Origin of the sequence: Candidatus Synechococcus calcipolaris G9, assembly GCF_029582805.1 — a bacterium.
GTDB lineage: Bacteria > Cyanobacteriota > Cyanobacteriia > Thermosynechococcales > Thermosynechococcaceae > Synechococcus_F > Synechococcus_F calcipolaris.
The window spans coordinates 163,143-181,428 of the sequence record NZ_JAKKUT010000001.1; the positions used below are offsets into that span (position 1 = coordinate 163,143).

Below are 18,286 nucleotides of genomic sequence, written 5' to 3' on the forward strand. Positions count from 1 at the left end.
GTTAATGGGGACGCTGCCAGAAACAAAGTTCCCCGTTTTGATGCCCAGTAGCCAACATTCCCTGACAATAACTTAACCCAAGACTGGTAATGGTTGCCCCACTCTGCCAGGTTGAAACCAAGGTATTTTGGACAAACGACCAGAGGTAAATGTGCCCCTGTTGATCACCCCGGAAAAGCCATTGACTATCCTGGCTGAGGGCAAAGGCATCTAAACTAAACGTGGATGGGCTAGGGAGAGAAAATTCCCCCAGGATGGTTTGATCCCGTACCCGCCAAAGCTGACTGCTCCCAGATAATGCTATCACAAGAAGATATTCACCTGTGGCTGAAAATTGTAGAGATTCCACAATCAGATCCGGTAAACTCCAACCTTCCAATAGGCAACCCGACTCTAAACTAAACAGACGAACCGCCCCATCGTCTCCCCAAAAGGCCAAAAGGCCGATGTCTGGACTAAAATCCGCCGGATAGGGCTTCGCCGCTAGGGAAAGCACCTCTAGGGGTTGGTTTTTGTCTACCTGCCAACGCATCATCTGGCGATCGCCCCCATAGCTGACCAATTGTTGACCATCGGGGCTAAAGGTAAGGGCAGTCAGGGCCTCGTAGTGATCCCGTAGTGTCTTGCGGAGTTTACCGGAGGCGCAATCCCACAAGTTAATAATGGTATTGGTTCCCCCACTGGCCAGTAGGGTGCTTTGGGGATTAAAAACAAGCCGCTGAACGATGGCCGGTTTTTCCATGGCGATCGCCGGGACCCAGGGGGGAGCATGGGTTCCCTGCCAGAGGGTTTGGCCCTGTTCTAGGTGAAAAAGGCCCACCTGACCGTGATCATTACCCCAGGCTAAAAATTGATTGTGGGGTGACCAGGCCAGGCTACGGATTGGGTGTTTACCTAAGGATCCACGCCAAACTAATGACCAGGGAGCATGACTGGACTGAAATACCTGAGGGGATGGGGCCGACGGTTCAGAGATGGGGGCGGTGGCTACACCAGGGGAAGGAGACCAAAACTGATGTAGATCCCTGAGAACCATGGGGGAATGGCTATAGCGGGACTTGAGGGAAATGGCCAGTAATCGATCCAGGAGTTGACCAAGGCGGGGGGAAACCCGGACGTTCTTGGGTAGGGCTTGCCGCCAAGCAAATCCATCCTCTAGGGGATCATAAAGGTCTGAGGGGGAGACCCCGGTGAGTAAATAAATGCAGGTAGCTCCCAAACTATAGAGATCACTGGCAAAGACGGCCTTGCCCAAAAGTTGCTCCGGGGCCGTAAAACCAATACTGCCAATGCGGGTTCCCGTCATTCCCGTTCCCCCGGTCTCGTACTTGGCGGCCCCAAAGTCTACTAGCATAATCAGGCCATCGTCACGGCGGCGAATCACATTTTCGGGCTTAATGTCTCGATGGATCACGTTCCCCTGGTGAACAAAATCCAGCACCGGCAGTAAGTTGGCCAATAGTTGGGCGATCGCCTCCGGGGAAAAGGGCCCCTCTTGGTCTAGGGCCTGGGCCAGATTAAGACCATCAATAAATTCCTGGACAATGTATTGCCATCCATCCTGATCGCAGTAGGCATAGAGATCGGGAATTTGCAGGTGGGGGCCAAGTTCTTCCAGACGTAGGGCTTCTTGGTGAAAAAGTTCGGCGGCCTTAGGGGAAATATTGCCACTCTCAGGACACAACTGCTTAATCACACAGGGTGGGTGGGAGGGTTTTTGCCTATCCCGGGCCAAAAGGGTGCGCCCAAATCCACCTCGCCCTAAAATTCTCTCCGCTTGATAGCGATCGCCAAGGCAAAGCTTTAGACCACAGGAGAGGCAAAACTTCGCATTGTCCGGATTGTGGGGTTGGACACAGGCAGGATTCAGGCAGTAAATCATGGATGGGGGAGAATGGATTCGTTAAAGCTCACGCCGGCCGGAGTACCTCGAACGCCCGGGGGGATCCGCTGTTGGTAGGGTTCAGTTTTGGGACTACCAGGTTTTGGGGGAGAGTAGTGCAGATTTCAACCGCCCATTAGCCTGATTGATCCATCCTTTCATCGCTTGCCTAAAGTTTGCCTAAAATTTTAGCCTAAACCGATGGAGAGTAGGGAACTCGAATCCGTTGAGCCAGCAGTATAAGCCCTATTCTAGCAAGGGTTACAAGCCCTGCCTAAAAATCTTGCCTAAAGTTTGCCTAAAATCAGCCCTTGATCCCTCCAATTTTGCCCTAAAAACATCGCTTTTTCAGCCTTCCGCCGTCGCTCCAAACCGGCCAATACCTTCCCATCAGCATAGACCCAGCGATCAAACTGTTTAGCTGCTTCAGCCTTATGCCCCTGATTGAGCAAAAACAACAGCGTAGATCGCCCAAACGCCCCCAGACCAATATTGAAAACAAAGCTAACCAAGGCTTGCCGCTCCAGGTCACTCAGGGAAACCTGAACCAGCTTCATTAACCCGTCCTGGGCAATACCCATATCCCGTTGCAATAGGGTGTTAGCCTCAGCCAGGCTCACAGTTTGGTTAGGGTGAATCGGCTGGCCCGTCTGTCCGATCGTCGCCCCCCATCCAATAGTCCAGATTCCTGCCGGGCAACGGTAGGCCGTCAGAGACAATCCTTCAAAATGCTTAATCAGATCAGCAGCATCATCTAGCATCAGTCAGCCCCAGCGGCCCCGGGGCCCTAAATCCAAGTGGAAGTGGCCTGACCCTGGATAGACCCCAAACCCACCGGGCCAATCAATCAATAGAGTTCTCACCTGGGCGATCGTCATATCCACCGCAAAATCTACCGCCAACCCCGTTAGATGGTGCGAATTACTCACCCCACCGGCCCGACTGTTCCATGGCTCTGGCCGATACCAACTTGTCACCGTCCAGGGCTTACCTGACCTAGACCGATAGGGCTGGATCGCCTTGGCCAACGCCAGGATATTGTCAAAATGAACGACTTGGGCCGGAATCCGTTGCCCTTGGTGTAGGGCCTCCCCCCAGGTGAAATTTCCCCCAGGAATGATCGGTGTTCTTAAAAAACTCATTGTGATTCCCTGATGTGTTCTGTATAAGTACCGTTGCCAGAATTTAGATTGCTAAAAAGGAGCGTTACCTTAGTGATGTCCAACCCCAACAGTCCAGACACCAAAGCAATCAAAATAACCAATTGCCTGTTGTCGTTTTTCCGTAATTCGTCAATGTCAGATTTAATCCTATCCAAGCTCCTTTGGATGGAATCAACCTGTTTCCTTATTTCGTTCCAATCAGGCATTTTCCAACCTCCAGAAATTATCACCCTTAACCAACACTGAATTGGGATAGTACAAAACCGCAGTAGGAACCGTCCTATGAATCCGTTCATTAATCTGTAACGTTTGGGGTATTGCCTGAATAATCACGCGGCCATGGGGCAACGTCTGATATTTACCTACCCCTTTTTTGTATTCAAAATAGGCAAAATGCCGATAAAACCTAGGGTGTGCTTGCCAGTGTTGCAAAACAAAATAATCAGGTAGCTCACCAATCGCTTCTAATAGTGGGTCAAATTCTACTTTCAGACCGTAATTGGTATGATATTGATAGTTAGAAAACATGAATAGTTAACCTAAATTGTGAAAACAACGACAATGATAAATACCATACTGAATTACTCAACTGGGGAGGAATGAGCAAGATTTCCTGAGTATCCACAAATACGCTACCGGGTAATTTTCGTTTATAGATTTCATCTTCTATAGTTGTTTTTACGACAAAAGAGACGGGAAACTCTAGCCCTTCATCTATCTCTAAATCAGGAGTAAGAAACAGTACATAATTACCGCCAGTGAATTCGCCAGTATAAGTAAAAGTATCCAAGAGAGTAATGTCATCATAAATAATGGTACTCATAGGTATGGAGTTAGTTTACTCATCGTTTTGTAGCCTTCGCCCTTATACCGACCAGTTTTTACATTTTGTTGATTGAGTATTTCCCTTACGTGAGCCTTGTTTAGGGGATTGGTAGGGCGATAAGGGACAATCACATCAAAACGGCTAATCTGTTCCTTGTTGAATGGATTATCTAGGCAGGTTTCAACGTGCCTGCACAGCAAATTTCCCTTGATGTCTTGGGTTATTTCTGTGATCAGCTTTAATCCAGCATCAATGACTGGATCACCCGTTTCAGTAGGCAATGTTCTAGCCGTGCTTAAGGTAGTAATTGGAGTTTGAATGTTTTCATCCTCCAGTACCTTATATATTCGTTGTCTGCCTATGACCTGGACATTAAAATCAAGATCATAGATCATCACTAAATCCTTGTAACGTCTCGTAGTCATTGACTCCAAACCTTAGTGAAAAACTGAGGAATATTATCACCAGTTAACTCGGTGTAGATAATTGAACTATTTGCCGCTATTGCCTGGAAAAATTGGATAAATCTATCATTGTTTCCACGCCATGGTACAGGCACTTCTAGAAACATATCAGCAGCAATGGCTAATCTAGCCCTACGAATACTGGAATAGGGGATAGAGCATTGTCCCTCTCGATTGCTGCTAATCAATTGCTCTGGGAGCAGACACCAAGATCGCCAAACATCAGGTAAAAATGGCTGTTCAAAGTTGTATTCTGAACTTTGTCTTGCCCCATCAATGATCAAAACTGTGTTGATGGCAACTTGATCAAAAACTACTCCCAGATCAGATGTGTATTGAGTGATGTAGAGAGTCATCACTAAATAGGAATCAACCCAGAGCCAGGATCACCAATTAGATTGTGAGCATTCCTGATTGATTCACCTTTGTAGGATAAACACAATCCCAACGGAGCTAGGGCTTCGGCACATTCCGCCACCCCAGTAACGGAACTGACCGGAACTTTACGGGCGATCATTGGGCTGTTAGGTTCCCCAGGAGTACGCTCTCGATTGGCCTTTAGTGTCAGATGTCGAGGTCGAAAGCCTGGAATCGGCAACGTACACGCATCTTTGGGGCCTGTATTTTCTAAGCACGTCAGAATGACAGAACTGATCGCATCTGGTAATAGTTCCACTGCGTATTTATAACGCACTTGGCCCATAACATCCGATGTGTAATCGTACCCCCCTGTGAGCTTTTCGCTTTTAGCTCCAGTTGGCAGTGAGTAAGGCGTAGCGTTTGGAGTACCTCCTCCTGTCAAACTGGGAGGGATCACCCGCCATTCTTCTCCATCCAAATCTACACAGATGACATCATCCCTGGCAGATAGGACGGCTATACAAGTGGGTACTTTAGACGGTTCATCAATAGGAAAACGGATTCGTTCACCTGTATTGAACGTCACCACTACAGCACGGGGTTTGAGAATTGAGGCAGAACCACATACTGAATCAGGCATCTCAATCTGAGCGCAATCCGTAAAGGGATCAAGCTTCCCTTCCTTCATCTTGAAACGTAGTTTCTTGATAGTGTGTAACTGCCCATTGACGATCAAATCACTTTTATATTCGACAACCTGACGGCTAATAATTGGGGCCATTCTATTTTCCTCTCTTAGCCCTTAGCTAGATATGGTTGACATCAAGGGTTTGATCTTCTGGATCAATCAATTGCTGAATTGTGATCGCGTAGTTACGGTTAAATAGCGACAACAATGGCAACTCACTTGATTGGATTCCAGATAATGGATTAGGGGTGGCTGTCCAAGTAGCCGGAATGGTGGCCCCTGTGTTATTCCCAATGGCCCGAGATACGATCGCGCTGGCATTCTGGGCATTTCTCAACACAACGTTAGAAGCCAGGTACAAAACCAAGCTCCCAAACCAAAGCCGTGAATCTGCCTCTACATCTAGATCACCATGGGCCGGTGAACCATGCGTAACCAGTAAGGAACTAGGAATCAAAATTCCCGCCGATCCAGTGGATGCTTCTGCATTCAGTTTTGAGGCATTAGGAAAAACATCATCAATAGCCAGACCACCCAAGCCATTAAAATTTCCAGTGGTGGGTAGAGGCACTGGGCCCATGGAGTTATTGGCATGATTGGCCAAGTAGCCAACAGTAGCGGTAAATTGCTCGTTAATCGTGTCTAACTGCGGGCCAGTAGGTGTACTTTTAATCAAGTTAAAGCCCAATGTGCCCGGATTACTCAGTAAAAATAACTGAATAGCGGTCAGAACAGCCAAAACCGCCTTACTTTCCTTGTCTGCCGCAGCGGGGGCCAATTCATCAGCTTCTAGCCCAGGTAAAGACGCAACTGGGAGGAAAACACCTTGAGCTACAGTGTTACCACTGGCATCAAAATATTCAAAATTAAGCATTTATCTCTGTCCAAAAGACGCTAGTTAGACTATACCCTCAAACCCAGTCTGTGCTAGGCTTTCAGGAATAGTAACTAATGTTCGTCAGTAGTGACGACACGATGATGGTTCATAGGTGGAAAGAGGTTAAAAATGCGAACTAAAGGTAATAATTCACGCTCTAGTAAGTACTCGTTCAAGAGCAACTATCCGCGCTGTGAGTATAATTCCGAAGATTGGTATATCCCATTAACAAAATTCTGTCAGCAAAATTACTACACGCGATCCCAGGTGTATAAAATGATGAGAGATTGCAAAGTTTATGTAAGCCAACACAAAGGACGGCTATTCGTGAAATGGGCTAACACCCATCAGCAGGGGGCTTGAAACATTTATTATCTGTTGGGTTCATTTCATCATCAAACAATACGATAGATGCCCTGACAGCTCTAGTAGTTTGCCCTTTTATTGTTCTTTTTGGGCTACCACCTTTAGTAATTCGTATTCGATAGTCATCATACTTTGATAATGATTGTAATTGCATTAAAACCCTGTTAGCTTCTTCTTCCGAATCAAAATATCCCCCTGTCCATAGTCTGCTATTTCCATCGAAAAATAAACGCCCATAAACATTACCTCTAACCCACATTAAAGAGTCAAAATGTTCACACCAGTTCAAATCTTCAATGGGATTAGGGATGTGGATATTCCAAGCCGAACCCCTATGTTTTGGATAATTCAACCCAAAGGTTATTACTAATTGACTTTCAAGGTTGTATTCCGAATAAACATCACTGGGAAGTACGACATTACAGCCATCATCATTTTCATCCTTGCATTGCTCGATCGCTAGCTTGGCCATTTCATGGAATTTTTCCTGAGTCTCTACGGGTATCGCCCCTACCAATGTTCTGACTACCACCGGGTTACTGACCGGGTTGCCATCCTCATCACATTCAATCGTAGGTAGCAAGACATTCTCGGTTGGTGGTTCCACGATTTCAGGAACTTCTACAATCCGGTCTACTTCTACGATTGTAGGAACTTCTATAACTCGATCCACCTCTACAATCGTAGGAATTTCTATAACCCGATCCACCTCTACAATTTCAGGAACTTCTATAACTCGATCCACTTCTACAATCGTAGGAACTTCTATAATTCGCTCCACTTCTACAATCGTAGGAACCTCTATAACCCGTTCCACTTCTATGATTTCAGGAATTTCTATAATTCGTTCCACTTCTACAATCTTAGTAATTTCTACAACCTTAGTAGTTTCAATAATTTGAGGGCAATCATTGCTTTTATTTAGCAATTCCTCGAATTTTTGATTAAATTCTAAACTTAATTCAAAACATGGTTTATCCCCAGGTTGATTAAATGTGGGGGGACATGGGGAACACGGCAATACCATAGGTTTGCAATCATCTGAATCGGTTTCTATTTGAATAGGCGGATCAGGATCAAGGGGAGGAAATGGAATAGGAATAGGAATGGGAATCGGTTTCTTGTCTTTTTCTTGCTCTGGGGTTGGGTCAGTTATCGGAATCGGAATGGGAATGGGAATTTTGTCCGGTTCTTTCTCTAAATTTGGGTCTATTTCAGGCTTTACGGTGATGGGTAAGCCAATAGGGGCAGGTTTTGTGATTGGTTCTGTTTTGGGTTTAGTTTCTGGGATAGGGTCAGTGAGAGGTGGGGAATAGGGAACGATTGGGGCAGGGGTCGGAATGACAAAGGGGATCGGCTCTTTGTAGGGGTCTTTATACGGTTCCTGAAATGGTGGTAATTCTGGGGTACGGGTTGGTTGTTGGGGCTGGATGTTGGGTGAAATTTCTGGACGGTTGGGGTTAATTGTTGGGGATGGAGGGCGATCGGGAATAACCAGCGGGGTGGTTTCTGGCTGGGATGGGCTAGGTGTAGCAGGGCTAAAGGGAGGTTTCCGGGGGCTATCCGGTAAGTTTGGCTTGCTGGGTTGAGGGGTCGGCCGGTTTGGATTCCGGGGGTCTTGAGTTGGGGGGTCGTTTGGGGGATTAACTGGGTTGGGGGTTGCAGGCTTTGGTGCAGGTGGGTCTGGTTCAGTTTGGGGGACTGGCTCAACGGGGGGCGTAGGCCGTCGAAATGGCACAACGCCAGGGGGTAAGGGTTTGTCTGTGCCGGGATATTCCGGATCAGGAACACCAGGAGGCAATTTAGTAGGGATAGTGTCAGGAACAGTAGTAGGAGCGGGTTTTGCTGGTGCTACCGTTCCATTTTGGGGTGCTTGTCCTTGAGCGGGTTGGGGGACTGGCTCACCGTTGGATATAAACCTGACAGAAAAGCTAGGGTTAATATATCTAACTGTGGAAGTGTAACCACTGCTTTGAAAAACTTCTGTCCCATTCCCCGATGCCCCTACATTTTTTATAAACATCCGCTGTCGTTCACCGTCCCCCGTCCCACCATTGCTATAAATAGCGATCGTAAACGGGCCAGTGCGATTCCCTAGGTTGTAATCAGTAAATGATTCGTTATAGTAACTGCACCACCAGGGACAGGTAGCCCTTCGCCTGATTCCTGTAAAACGAATATTAACTGTAGTATTGGGGGGCACATAGTAGGTCGTTACTGGCCCATTCCAATTAGGGTTAGATGGCATTGGTTCAGTCCCCCGATCAGCGTAGCCGCGATCTACTGGGGGAGGGTCAAACAAACGCCTAAACCTATCGAATATCTCACGCCCTTTATCTAATAGTTCCCTGGCCCGTTGTAGAGATTCCCTAGCCGTATCTGTGTTAGGGTCATCAATTTTAGGGATTTTGGGCAATGGTGGGGGCGGTGGTAGATCTGTTAAGGGGATTTTAGGCAATCCGATCGGTGGTGGCCGGTTGGGATGGGTGAAGTCATCATCAAAGTAATCACTTACCAAGGGTTGACCACCGGAAGGATTACCCCCCGGATTACCAGGAGCATCAGGTAAAAAGGGACTAGGGCGACCGGGTAGGGCTGGCTCTCCCCCAATGCCTATATCACTAGGGGCAATGGGGGCTGGAACCATTGGGGGAGATGGGATAAACCCGATCGGGGGGATTAACGACACTTAGACTAAGACTTAAATTCAGTTGGGATGGCGGTTGATCCTAAATCGTTTGCAAAAGTCCAAATTTTAGCCGCCCCACGCTGGAAGTTAGAGTCTAGCTTGATGCTATTGCGTCCAACGTGCCGCCAGGTGGCTGGATCGCTGTCAACAATATAAAAAAGCCCAGAAGTGGCAACTCGAATGGCTGTATTAGGGGCTTCAATAGCGGTCATGTTGGGGTAAAGATGATTCAAAACCATCTGTGACCATACGACTAATTTTTCTAGGGAGTTGACGCTGGAGGGCAAGTCAGAGGAAGCAAAGGCTGTCATAGGAAATCCTGCTAAGATCATTTTTATGTTAGCCCAATTATGAAAAGATTATGAAAATTCACCCACAGCTAGAACAGATGATCAATACAGCCCGTGACCTTGTTTATGACAAGGCGTATCAGTCAGGCGATCCTATGCCTAGAAGTTTGGATAAGGTCGATATGGCGATCGCCGGCATCATGCGCCAACGTTTTGAAAAATGCCTAGATGATTTATGGGATCAGGTGATTAAAGAATTATCGGCCCAGGACTGATGACACAATGACTGTGACGGTGGCAGCGGCAATCAGGCTAAAGGCTAATTGAACGACCCATTGAGTCGCTTTTTGATAGGTCTCAAATTTTTCATTGAACCGATCTTGATGCTCCCCAAGGGTTTCTAGCTTGGAGTTGATCGCATTCAGGACTTCTTTAATTTCGTTGTCTGTTAGTTTGCCTTGCATAGTTGTTTAGTCGAACAAGTTAGGAGAATTATCATGCCGAAAAAAGATAGTGTGGATTTTTGCTTTCCAGTTTTTCAACGAGGATCTATAACGTTTATATTGCTCTGTACTTTCTTTCTTGCACCCATTGTATTGATGTTCAAAACAAACAAATCCATCACAAAAAGCACAGTAATACTTACCGTCTTCGAGTATATCTCCATGAACGTAATATCTCTGTTGTTTCAACATGCTATTTAAAGCCCTCTTTTGGGAGGCTGGAAGGCCGCAAAGTAGTACAGGGTCAAAATGCCGATGGTTCCTAAGTTCTTGAGCCATGACCCACCCCAGGCATAGAGGGCAATTAGGGCGATCGCTACGGCTACTGTGGTAATGGTGAATCTCATTCTAAACTCCTGGGGGTGGCCAACTATCGTCGTAATAAGAATCGCTTGCTTCTTCCGGTGGTGGTGTAACCAATGCTTCAGGGGAAATTTCTTCAACCTTGATTTTATACGTCACCTTCAGCCTGGCCCGCTTCCATGTGCCGTCAGGTTGAATGACTCTCATTTCAGAAGGCTTGATGTAACGGTTGTTGTTTAGATTGCTTTCAATATCCTTGACGATTTTTCCAAACGAATAAACTGTATTTTCTGACCAAGGAGTGTTTGCCTCAAAGATTACTTCGTAGGAATCATCAATGTTCATCTACACCCCTGCCAGAATTTTTATACTCTCATTCAAGACTTGAACTAGCTCATCCCTGGGTAGCAGCCTAAGGTATTTGAGGGCCTGTTCCTTTGCCCCAAAGTTTGGATTTGGCATTTCACCATCTAAATATTCGATCAATTCTTCAAGGGTATAGCCTGCATCAGTAGCAATTTTGACTAGATTCTCTCTCTCTGGGACATATTGTAAATTTTCCCATCCTTGAACAGTTGTACCTGAGACTCCAAGCAAGCGGCCATAAGCTCGGTAACTTTTATTGCCCCTAGCCTGTTTAACAATCTTGGCCAACCGTTCTCTTGAGTCAAAGTTCATTGGTGCTGTGCAAACTTAACTTATGCAACTACTTTACATAGTACAAGTATATCAAGTGGTTAACATTGACAAGCACGTAAAGCAGTTGTACGATGCCTGATGAACTTTCAGGTGCAAAGTATGTCGAGCATCACCAAAGAACGATTAACAATATTTCTGCCACCAGAATTAATCCAGAAGCTAAAAATCAGAGCGATCCAGGAACAAACAACTGTATCAGACTTCCTGGCCCGTCTATCTTCTGAGTACCTAGACCATGCTGCATCCTAACCACAAGACTTGGAACGGATTAATGCTGCATCCTAACCTTTTGAATCCTAACCATTACCAGGAGTGGGATGATTCCGCAGTCAGGGCGGCGATCATCTCCCGTAATGTCTGGACAATCATTGACCCCCTGGAGCTTGATCAACTCCTGAACCTGAACAGCGATCGCCGCTGGAAGCACTCCGATCACCTTGTCCCTGGTTGGGCCGTCGCTGGAGTTGATCCATTCACCGGGGAACAGTGGCGGCAAGGGGCCCAGTATAAGCCAGATACGCCGCCTTTGCGTGATGGCAAACCCCAGAAATACCTCAGCAGTAAAGGGTATGAGACGGCCCCCCTATTTTTGGATATGGGAACTGACTACTGGAAAAAGGTACTAGAGACCAAATACCCGATCGTCATTTGCGAGGGTGCAAAGAAGGCCGGGGCGATTTTGTCTACTGGAATAGCGGCGGCCATCTCAATCCCTGGAGTTTGGAATGGGCAAACCAAGGGGGAAATTAAGGAGACCCTCAAGCCCTTTTGTGGTGTAGGGTTCCTGGTTTATCTCTGTTTTGATAATGACCTGTTGACCAAGACCTCAGTACAGGCCGCCCTAGATCGGTTGGGGCGATTAATTTCTGTATTTGGAGCCGTGGTCAAGGTGATTGAGATTCCCCCAGGGGAGTTAAAGGGCATAGACGATTACTTGGCCTCTTTTGACGATCGCTCTGGGGAAATGCAGAAATTGCTGGATTCTGCCCAGCCCTTTGAGCAATGGCGTGAACCCTTCCAGAAACAGAAGTTGACCCAGGAGCGTTGCAAACTAGCCCAACGCTATGAGCAAGCCCAGGAGATTCTAGGCGATCGCCTTCGATTGAATCTGCTAACCACAGAACTAGAACTCCATGGCAAGCCCTTTGATCTGGATGAATTACAGATCCAACTAGCCTTACAGCATGATCTGCATATCCCAGATGCCCAAGTGACCAAAATCCTAACCAGCATCGGCAAGACCAACGCTTACAGCCCTGTCAAGGACTACCTTGATAGGGTTTTTGATGAATTTGGCCAGGATTCAGCCGGGTTTATCGATAACTTGAGCGATCGCTATTTTGGCACAGACAAGCCCATCTATAACTCCTATATCAGGAAAACCCTGATCGCCGCCGTAGCGCGGGCCTACCAGCCAGGGTGCAAGGTTGACACTGCTTTGATTTTGAAAGGGCCCCAAAGCATCGGTAAAAGTGAGTTTTTCAAGCGGTTGGCTAGTCCCCCTTGGTTTGACGATTCGCTGGGTAACCTCTCTGATAAAGATGAACGGCTGAAGCTCCATAAGGTCTGGTTTGTGGAATGGGCAGAACTAGAGAGCGTTTTTAAGCGTAGAGACTTGGCCAGCGTCAAGTCCTTCTTGACCTCTACCAGTGACCTAATCCGCCCCCCCTACGGCCGTACTGTTCAGCGGTTTGATCGGGCCAGTGTGATTGTTGGCTCAACCAACCAGGATGAATTTCTAGCCGATTCCACTGGTAATAGACGATTCCTAATTATTCCTTGCCATCAGCGGATCAACGCCGATCTATTGCAGGCAGAACGGGATTTGATTTGGGCTTCTGCCGTATTGGCCTACCGTGAAGGGGCCCCCCACTGGCTATCCAATGAGGAACAGGAAGAATCTAACCAAATTACCCAGGACTACTTGCTAAAAGACCCTTGGGAAGATGTGATTCTCTCCTATGCTCGAATGGCCCAATATGTCACCACAGGGGAGATTCTGGACAACGTGATCCATCTTGACCTGGAGCGACGAACCAGGGGTGATGAAATGCGGATTTCTGGCATTCTCAAGGCCAATGGCTGGACTCCCAAGCGATTGGGGGCTAAAAAGATGCGGGTGTGGGAGCGAAAATAAAAATTTATTTATGTTTGAGGATGGCCCAGGTTGGCCCACCCAAGCCGGTAAAGACTCCAAAACCCGCTCTCAGAAAGAATTTTGACCCGATCCAACCCTGGGCCAACCTAAAAAAGCAATTTTGCTTAAACAGGCACATGGGCCAACCTGGGCCAACCTAAAAAGCGAAGTAAAAATTTTTTGCCCGATCTACTTGACAGTGACAAGTGTATCAAGTAATTTAAGTAGTTAATGTACTTGTCACTGATAAGTTCATCAAGCAGTACCTTGAAAAATTAGGAGACCCCTATGCAATCCCCCTTTAGCGGCGGCTTGGATCGCTTTGCGGCTATGTCCAGTGATGCCACTATGGCCCAGACCATGCTCTCCACCCTCATCGGTATCGGTATCGGTTATTGCCTATCCCAAGAGAACGCCCAGGAGCAACCCACCCCCCAAGGCAGCCCTAACCCCTACCGTAACCAAACCCCCATAGTCACGATCGTTGACCTGGAGCGTTGGGTCATGGAGAACCAAGGGCAGTTACCCCAGGCTGAACGGATTCTACGTGACTTGGCCCAACTCCCCCAGGAGCAACGGGTCACACAGCAGTTAGTCCGTGACCTGCTCCCCCCTGCCCGTCGCTAACCGCCCATGAAAAAGGGGCCCCTAGAGGCCCCACCCATTAGTTTGTGAACATTTAAGGAGATTTTACTATGACTATGCGCCCTGCCCATATTCCCGTTACCCCCCTTGTCCTGGCGGCAGAGCAACAGGCCAAGCTGGAGGCCCGCTTACGGGATTCCATCACCGTTTTTCTCGCTGACCCACGCGCTTTGGAGGTTGAAGCGATCGCTGAGATAGCCGCCCAATATAAACAGGCCACTGAGGCCTATTGGCAGACATTTGCAGAAACCCACGGTTTATAACCTGCACAGGCCCCCCTTGGGGCTTTTTTTGTACCTAAATTTGGAGGAAAAAATGGAAGAAATACTAGACAAAGAGTTTTTACTTCTTGTCAAGAACATCAAGAAAGTAGCTGATCAATATGGGTTCTATCTCCCCCAATTTTGTAAAAAACTGCGCGATAGCCAAACAGCCCGTGATGCCTTTCTACAGCGATACTCACGCCGCCGCCGCGCCGAAATTGCCATGATGCTCCCCCAAGCCCTGGAGGTTATAGAAAATGAGTTCTAGACATTCCCCAGCATTCCCTAGTGACGCAAGGCTTGAAGATCGTTATGAAGGGTTAAGCAAGCGTGAATTTGCCTTAATTCTATTTTTAGCGGCTTATCTAATCGGAGAAACTGAAGCGGGCCGATTCCGCTTAGAAGCATTAAAGGCAATTGCCAGACAAGTTGATGATTTGTTTGACTTTCTAGAGCAAGATTTTTAGAGCAATGTGGAAACAGACTAGAGACACTGCTAAGGCTCTAGGCATATCCCCTAGACAATTGCGCCTATTGCGCTCTAGGGGATTGTTTCAGCTAGGGCGTGAATATCGGATCATTACTCCCCCTGGAGCAATGCGGCCCACCTATCAATGGAATCTAAAAGCCATTGAAAAATGCCTTATCAAACGTTTGGAGAATCGATAATGCTTCAATTTCGAGAATTTGAGGAGTTTGTCACTACTATTTCTAAAATGCGGGAAGCTCAAAAACGCTATTTCCGAACCAAATCAAGGAAAGCACTCGCAGACGCTAAACTTTTAGAAATGAAAGTAGATGAGTTAGTTAAGTGTTACAACGAGTATCTAAATAAGTTTGCTCTTGTTTATGGCAAGTGTGAACAACTGGAGATTTTAGATCATGAGTAAAACCAAGGGTGAAAGTCAGGCTGCCTTTGCAAATAAACTTCTTGTTGCTTTTGATATGTGTTCTGAAAATCTGGGGTTCAATTATAGTGTCATAGAATTGTTTCTATTGATTCTTGGGTCAAACCCTATTTTCTGCGACTTTAATGGACAACTAACCTTTCTTTTTAGCGACTGCTCGAAATTAGTTGTCAAATATCGCAATAAGAAACTGTGGATTAAGGTGGTAACGGACGATCCGGCCTCAGCATCAGAGCCTCAAAAGCCCGTTGATGATGCCGTTCACTAATCCAGTGGTGGTAAGTCTGACTATGCACCTGGACGCTATGGCCCATCTGCTGGGCCGCCAGAGTTAAATCAAGCCCATATTCCAGCGTGCGAATTGCCCAGGCATGGCGAAGATCGTAAGGTGTAAAGGAGGGTAAATATTTCCTAAGGTATTGACCCACGGCCCGGCCTGTTGCAAGGTTGGGCCGTTCTCTGTTTATAGGCGGTAAGCTAACGTGACTCAGACCAAACTCATCAAACCATTCAGGATAGCAGGGCCAAACCCGTCTATAACCCGTTTTGGTGTTCCCTTGCACCTGGACAATGCGATCGCCCTGGCTGAGGGTTTCATAATTCAGCCTAAAAATTTCATGGGGGCGTAACCCATACGTGGCCAGCATTCCATAGACCCATGCCCAAGAGCGGTTTTTTAACTCATAGTAAATTTCACTAATCAGGCGATCGTCTGGAATTTCTCTAGGGCTGCTTTTCTGGGGTGAGTAGCTCCCCCGTAGGCCCGTTAGGTCTAGCTCTATCCCGGCAAAACTGGCCAACGCCCCCAAGGCCATGCAGGCCCGCCGCCGTGTCTTGCTATCGGGCCGAGTGTTGAGGATGGTTCTGTGCAGTAGATCGCCGGTCAAGGGTTCATCTGGGGGCAACCCCTTAAAGACCTTGTGATAATCCCCATCCCAAGTAGTTTGCGTCTTATCGTTGCGTTCTCGCTGGTTAAAGTAGTGTTTCTCAAAGCGGTTTACCCAGTCCCCTACGCTATCGGTAGCGTCCCTGTGTAGATAGGGCCCCCAGTCGAATTGTTGACAGTCGAGCAATGCGCCAACCTTGCGGGCCTCTTTCTCAGCAAAGCTCACGCCGGCCGGAGTTCCCCTAACGCCCAGGGCGATCCGCTGTTGGTAGGGTTCAGTTTTGGAACTGCCAGGTTTTGGGGGGAACGTAGCGCGAAGGTACAGGCGATCGCCGATGGCCTGGATAGTTACCCCAACGTGCGAAGATTTCAACCGCCCATTAGCCTGATTGATCCGTCCTTCCATCGCTTGCCTAAAACTTGCCTAAAATTTGAGGTATATCCAGGTATATTTAGGTATATTCAGGTATATTTAATAATTCTTAAAGATTCCTAAATCCCATACCTAGACTGGCTTCCTAACCATTTTAGGTTGTTTGAGCCTTCTAAAATTTTAGCCTAAATCGATGGAGAGTAGGGAACTCGAATCCCTGGCCTTCGCGGTGCGATCGCGACGCTCTACCAACTGAGCTAACTCCCCTGACATCTAATACACTGAGAACGAGTTAACGACGGCTTGAAACTGATCTTCGACCTTCGGCCAACGTTCTTCAGAAGCAGAAACACTTAGAGTATAAAGCTTTCCTCGACTCACGGCTATACTTGACAGGTTATGGCGTTGCTGGGTACCACCGGATTCACTGGGCAATGTTACGGCATACTCCAAAATATAGTAGAGCTTGTCACGGCTCTCTTTAGCCGTCGCAGAAATTAAGGCAGAACTCCGTTCAGAACCAACGGGAGTGATCACATTTTTGAGTAATCGTTCTCCTACCACCTCGGGAGTTCCTATATCTGCCAGATTTTGGCCCGAAGATACGGGGTTAACAACAACGCTAATATTTTCTGTGGTTTGAATAATATCATGGAAGACCACATCAGCATTACGGACTTGTACTTGAACCCATCCTGTAGGATAAAGAAACTGATAGCCATCTAGGCTGTCCACATAGGCTTTCAAACCGCTGACGGGACTACACCCGGCTAATACGGTTGCGACCAAGATCAATCCAAAGCAGAAAATGCGCTGCACCATAAGTTGCCCCTAAGCCAGGGATACGCTTACTAAAACATCTTTACCATTGTTGCATTGAAGGGGGTTCCCATGTACTTAGTGACAGGCGCAACGGGTCAATTAGGGAGACGAGTCGTTCGGCGGTTGATTGCCTTAAACCAACCCGTTCGAGCATTTGTACGTCTTCGTTCTGACTATGACCTTTTGAAGCAGTGGGGGGCCGATATCTTCATTGGTGACATAGAAGACGTGCGTGATATTGAAAAATCCTATGCTGGGGTCAATTATGTGATTAGCTGCCATGCCAGCAAAATAGGCAGTAGTCGTATCCAAAAGATTGACTATCGTGGCACGGTGGATCTAATTGATCAAGCCAAAAGGAATGGCATCCATCACTTTAGCTTAGTGTCTCCCTTGGCGGTGGGGGGCGATCGCCAGGATTCACCCCTCTTAAAGGCAAAATATGAAGTCGAGTCCTATCTTCAGGGTAGTGGCTTGCCCTATACAATTTTTCGGCCAACGACTCTGATGTCCAGCTTATTGCCCTTGGCAGAACGATTTCAGCAAACCGGTGTTTATTTTTTGATTGGCAATCCTGAGCATCGCTTACAACTGACCAGTCCTGATGATCTGGCCCGGATTATGGTTGCCGCTAGTCAAATGAACATCACCCATGATCAAATCTTCTCCCTAGCCCATCCAACCGTGATGACCCGGCAAGAGATTCCAAAGCAGTTGGGCTATTTTTTCAATCGTCAGCCCTTTGTTGTTAATATTCCCATGGCAGCCATTGACGGGGCCCGCCATTTAATTGGTTTGATTAGCAGCGATCTTCAGACTGAAATGGGAACTCTACGTACCCTCCTCGCCTACGAGAGCCTCTGCCCTGACCCGGAAATTGAGCGGGTTGAAAAACTATTTAATATCCAATTAGAATCCTTAGAGATTTTCTTAAATCGCTATTTGGGGATCGGAGATTAAGGCTGACCGCGACGCCGTTTTACCTCAGTTTATGACCTGGAAAACCAGGGGGGATCCTTGGCACAGACGTATAGTTTCTGACAGCAAGGCCAGTATACCGCCGCCCACAACCGCAGTTCCCAAATGTTTTGTAATTGTAGATCACAAAACAATATTGGCAGTCACCAACGCCGTAGCACAAC

At 47.3% G+C, this 18,286-nt stretch carries 25 protein-coding genes, 1 tRNA gene and 1 other RNA gene; 8 read left to right on the forward strand and 19 right to left on the reverse strand.

What is annotated here, in order from left to right:
- Position 1: 1 nt before the first annotated feature.
- The 11 genes from L3556_RS00820 to L3556_RS00870 all read right to left on the reverse strand — a co-directional run bounded on the left by L3556_RS00820 (position 2) and on the right by L3556_RS00870 (position 9,626).
- On the reverse strand, positions 2 to 1,882 hold the full coding sequence (locus L3556_RS00820) for a serine/threonine-protein kinase (RefSeq protein ID WP_277865404.1): 1,881 nt from the start codon (positions 1,880 to 1,882) through the stop codon (positions 2 to 4).
- A 287-nt stretch (positions 1,883 to 2,169) separates the two neighbouring features.
- Positions 2,170 to 2,643: a lysozyme gene (locus L3556_RS00825; protein WP_277865405.1), complete on the reverse strand. Its 474-nt coding sequence runs from the start codon at positions 2,641 to 2,643 to the stop codon at positions 2,170 to 2,172.
- Between the two features lie 3 nt (positions 2,644 to 2,646).
- Positions 2,647 to 3,024, reverse strand: a complete 378-nt coding sequence (locus tag L3556_RS00830) for a D-Ala-D-Ala carboxypeptidase family metallohydrolase (protein ID WP_277865406.1) — start codon at positions 3,022 to 3,024, stop codon at positions 2,647 to 2,649.
- Positions 3,025 to 3,243: 219 nt separating this feature from the next.
- Positions 3,244 to 3,573: a hypothetical protein gene (locus tag L3556_RS00835; protein WP_277865407.1), complete on the reverse strand. Its 330-nt coding sequence runs from the start codon at positions 3,571 to 3,573 to the stop codon at positions 3,244 to 3,246.
- A complete protein-coding gene (locus L3556_RS00840; RefSeq protein ID WP_277865408.1) occupies positions 3,563 to 3,868 on the reverse strand; it encodes a hypothetical protein in 306 nt (101 codons plus the stop codon). Before L3556_RS00840 ends, L3556_RS00835 begins: the two co-directional genes overlap by 11 nt.
- Positions 3,865 to 4,266 (reverse strand): hypothetical protein, encoded by a 402-nt coding sequence (locus L3556_RS00845; RefSeq protein WP_277865409.1) that lies wholly within the window; start codon positions 4,264 to 4,266, stop codon positions 3,865 to 3,867. The genes L3556_RS00840 and L3556_RS00845 overlap by 4 nt, the downstream gene beginning before the upstream one ends.
- Positions 4,267 to 4,292: 26 nt before the next feature.
- Positions 4,293 to 4,691 carry a hypothetical protein gene (locus L3556_RS00850; RefSeq protein WP_277865410.1) on the reverse strand — a complete coding sequence of 133 codons (399 nt, stop codon included), beginning with the start codon at positions 4,689 to 4,691 and terminating at the stop codon, positions 4,293 to 4,295.
- 2 nt (positions 4,692 to 4,693) lie between these two features.
- Complete coding sequence (locus tag L3556_RS00855; RefSeq protein ID WP_277865411.1) at positions 4,694 to 5,476, reverse strand: hypothetical protein; 783 nt, start codon at positions 5,474 to 5,476, stop codon at positions 4,694 to 4,696.
- 25 nt (positions 5,477 to 5,501) lie between these two features.
- A complete protein-coding gene (locus L3556_RS00860; RefSeq protein ID WP_277865412.1) occupies positions 5,502 to 6,257 on the reverse strand; it encodes a hypothetical protein in 756 nt (251 codons plus the stop codon).
- 340 nt (positions 6,258 to 6,597) lie between these two features.
- Positions 6,598 to 8,874 carry an IMCp domain-containing protein gene (locus tag L3556_RS00865; protein ID WP_277865413.1) on the reverse strand — a complete coding sequence of 759 codons (2,277 nt, stop codon included), beginning with the start codon at positions 8,872 to 8,874 and terminating at the stop codon, positions 6,598 to 6,600.
- A gap of 446 nt (positions 8,875 to 9,320) precedes the next feature.
- Positions 9,321 to 9,626: a hypothetical protein gene (locus L3556_RS00870; RefSeq protein WP_277865414.1), complete on the reverse strand. Its 306-nt coding sequence runs from the start codon at positions 9,624 to 9,626 to the stop codon at positions 9,321 to 9,323.
- A 50-nt stretch (positions 9,627 to 9,676) separates the two neighbouring features.
- Here L3556_RS00870 and L3556_RS00875 point away from each other — a divergent pair, with 50 nt between their 5' ends.
- The gene (locus L3556_RS00875; RefSeq protein WP_277865415.1) at positions 9,677 to 9,880 is read left to right on the forward strand and encodes a hypothetical protein; all 204 of its coding nucleotides are present in this window, start codon (positions 9,677 to 9,679) and stop codon (positions 9,878 to 9,880) included.
- Here the strand turns inward: L3556_RS00875 and L3556_RS00880 are convergent.
- From L3556_RS00880 to L3556_RS00895, 4 genes are all read right to left on the reverse strand, one after another.
- Positions 9,863 to 10,069, reverse strand: a complete 207-nt coding sequence (locus L3556_RS00880; RefSeq protein ID WP_277865416.1) for a ssr2422 family thylakoid membrane protein — start codon at positions 10,067 to 10,069, stop codon at positions 9,863 to 9,865. The genes L3556_RS00875 and L3556_RS00880 overlap by 18 nt on opposite strands.
- Positions 10,070 to 10,305: 236 nt before the next feature.
- Positions 10,306 to 10,455, reverse strand: coding sequence for a hypothetical protein (locus L3556_RS00885; RefSeq protein ID WP_277865417.1), 150 nt, complete (start codon positions 10,453 to 10,455; stop codon positions 10,306 to 10,308).
- Position 10,456: 1 nt separating this feature from the next.
- Positions 10,457 to 10,756, reverse strand: coding sequence for a hypothetical protein (locus L3556_RS00890; protein ID WP_277865418.1), 300 nt, complete (start codon positions 10,754 to 10,756; stop codon positions 10,457 to 10,459).
- Positions 10,757 to 11,065, reverse strand: coding sequence for a helix-turn-helix domain-containing protein (locus L3556_RS00895; RefSeq protein ID WP_277865419.1), 309 nt, complete (start codon positions 11,063 to 11,065; stop codon positions 10,757 to 10,759). It abuts the gene before it with no gap.
- Positions 11,066 to 11,381: 316 nt separating this feature from the next.
- Here L3556_RS00895 and L3556_RS00900 point away from each other — a divergent pair, with 316 nt between their 5' ends.
- From L3556_RS00900 to L3556_RS00925, 6 genes are all read left to right on the forward strand, one after another.
- Positions 11,382 to 13,247 carry a VapE domain-containing protein gene (locus L3556_RS00900; protein WP_277865420.1) on the forward strand — a complete coding sequence of 622 codons (1,866 nt, stop codon included), beginning with the start codon at positions 11,382 to 11,384 and terminating at the stop codon, positions 13,245 to 13,247.
- Positions 13,248 to 13,535: 288 nt separating this feature from the next.
- A complete protein-coding gene (locus L3556_RS00905) occupies positions 13,536 to 13,874 on the forward strand; it encodes a hypothetical protein (RefSeq protein WP_277865421.1) in 339 nt (112 codons plus the stop codon).
- A gap of 68 nt (positions 13,875 to 13,942) precedes the next feature.
- Positions 13,943 to 14,155 carry a hypothetical protein gene (locus L3556_RS00910; RefSeq protein ID WP_277865422.1) on the forward strand — a complete coding sequence of 71 codons (213 nt, stop codon included), beginning with the start codon at positions 13,943 to 13,945 and terminating at the stop codon, positions 14,153 to 14,155.
- Positions 14,156 to 14,207: 52 nt separating this feature from the next.
- Positions 14,208 to 14,423, forward strand: coding sequence for a hypothetical protein (locus tag L3556_RS00915; RefSeq protein ID WP_277865423.1), 216 nt, complete (start codon positions 14,208 to 14,210; stop codon positions 14,421 to 14,423).
- Positions 14,413 to 14,622: a hypothetical protein gene (locus L3556_RS00920; protein ID WP_277865424.1), complete on the forward strand. Its 210-nt coding sequence runs from the start codon at positions 14,413 to 14,415 to the stop codon at positions 14,620 to 14,622. The genes L3556_RS00915 and L3556_RS00920 overlap by 11 nt, the downstream gene beginning before the upstream one ends.
- 201 nt (positions 14,623 to 14,823) lie before the next feature.
- On the forward strand, positions 14,824 to 15,045 hold the full coding sequence (locus tag L3556_RS00925) for a hypothetical protein (protein WP_277865425.1): 222 nt from the start codon (positions 14,824 to 14,826) through the stop codon (positions 15,043 to 15,045).
- Positions 15,046 to 15,260: 215 nt separating this feature from the next.
- On the opposite strand, the gene L3556_RS00930 is transcribed toward L3556_RS00925, so the two are convergent.
- The 3 genes from L3556_RS00930 to psbP form a co-directional block, all read right to left on the reverse strand.
- On the reverse strand, positions 15,261 to 16,322 hold the full coding sequence (locus L3556_RS00930) for a site-specific integrase (protein WP_277865426.1): 1,062 nt from the start codon (positions 16,320 to 16,322) through the stop codon (positions 15,261 to 15,263).
- A 194-nt stretch (positions 16,323 to 16,516) separates the two neighbouring features.
- Positions 16,517 to 16,589: transfer RNA gene (locus L3556_RS00935), tRNA-Ala, on the reverse strand.
- Positions 16,590 to 16,595: 6 nt separating this feature from the next.
- Positions 16,596 to 17,144 carry a photosystem II reaction center PsbP gene (gene psbP / locus L3556_RS00940; protein WP_277865427.1) on the reverse strand — a complete coding sequence of 183 codons (549 nt, stop codon included), beginning with the start codon at positions 17,142 to 17,144 and terminating at the stop codon, positions 16,596 to 16,598.
- A 69-nt stretch (positions 17,145 to 17,213) separates the two neighbouring features.
- Here psbP and L3556_RS00945 point away from each other — a divergent pair, with 69 nt between their 5' ends.
- Positions 17,214 to 18,104, forward strand: a complete 891-nt coding sequence (locus L3556_RS00945; RefSeq protein WP_277865428.1) for an SDR family oxidoreductase — start codon at positions 17,214 to 17,216, stop codon at positions 18,102 to 18,104.
- Here L3556_RS00945 and ssrS read toward each other — a convergent pair.
- Positions 18,104 to 18,286, reverse strand: a non-coding RNA gene (ssrS, locus tag L3556_RS00950) — 6S RNA. The genes L3556_RS00945 and ssrS overlap by 1 nt on opposite strands.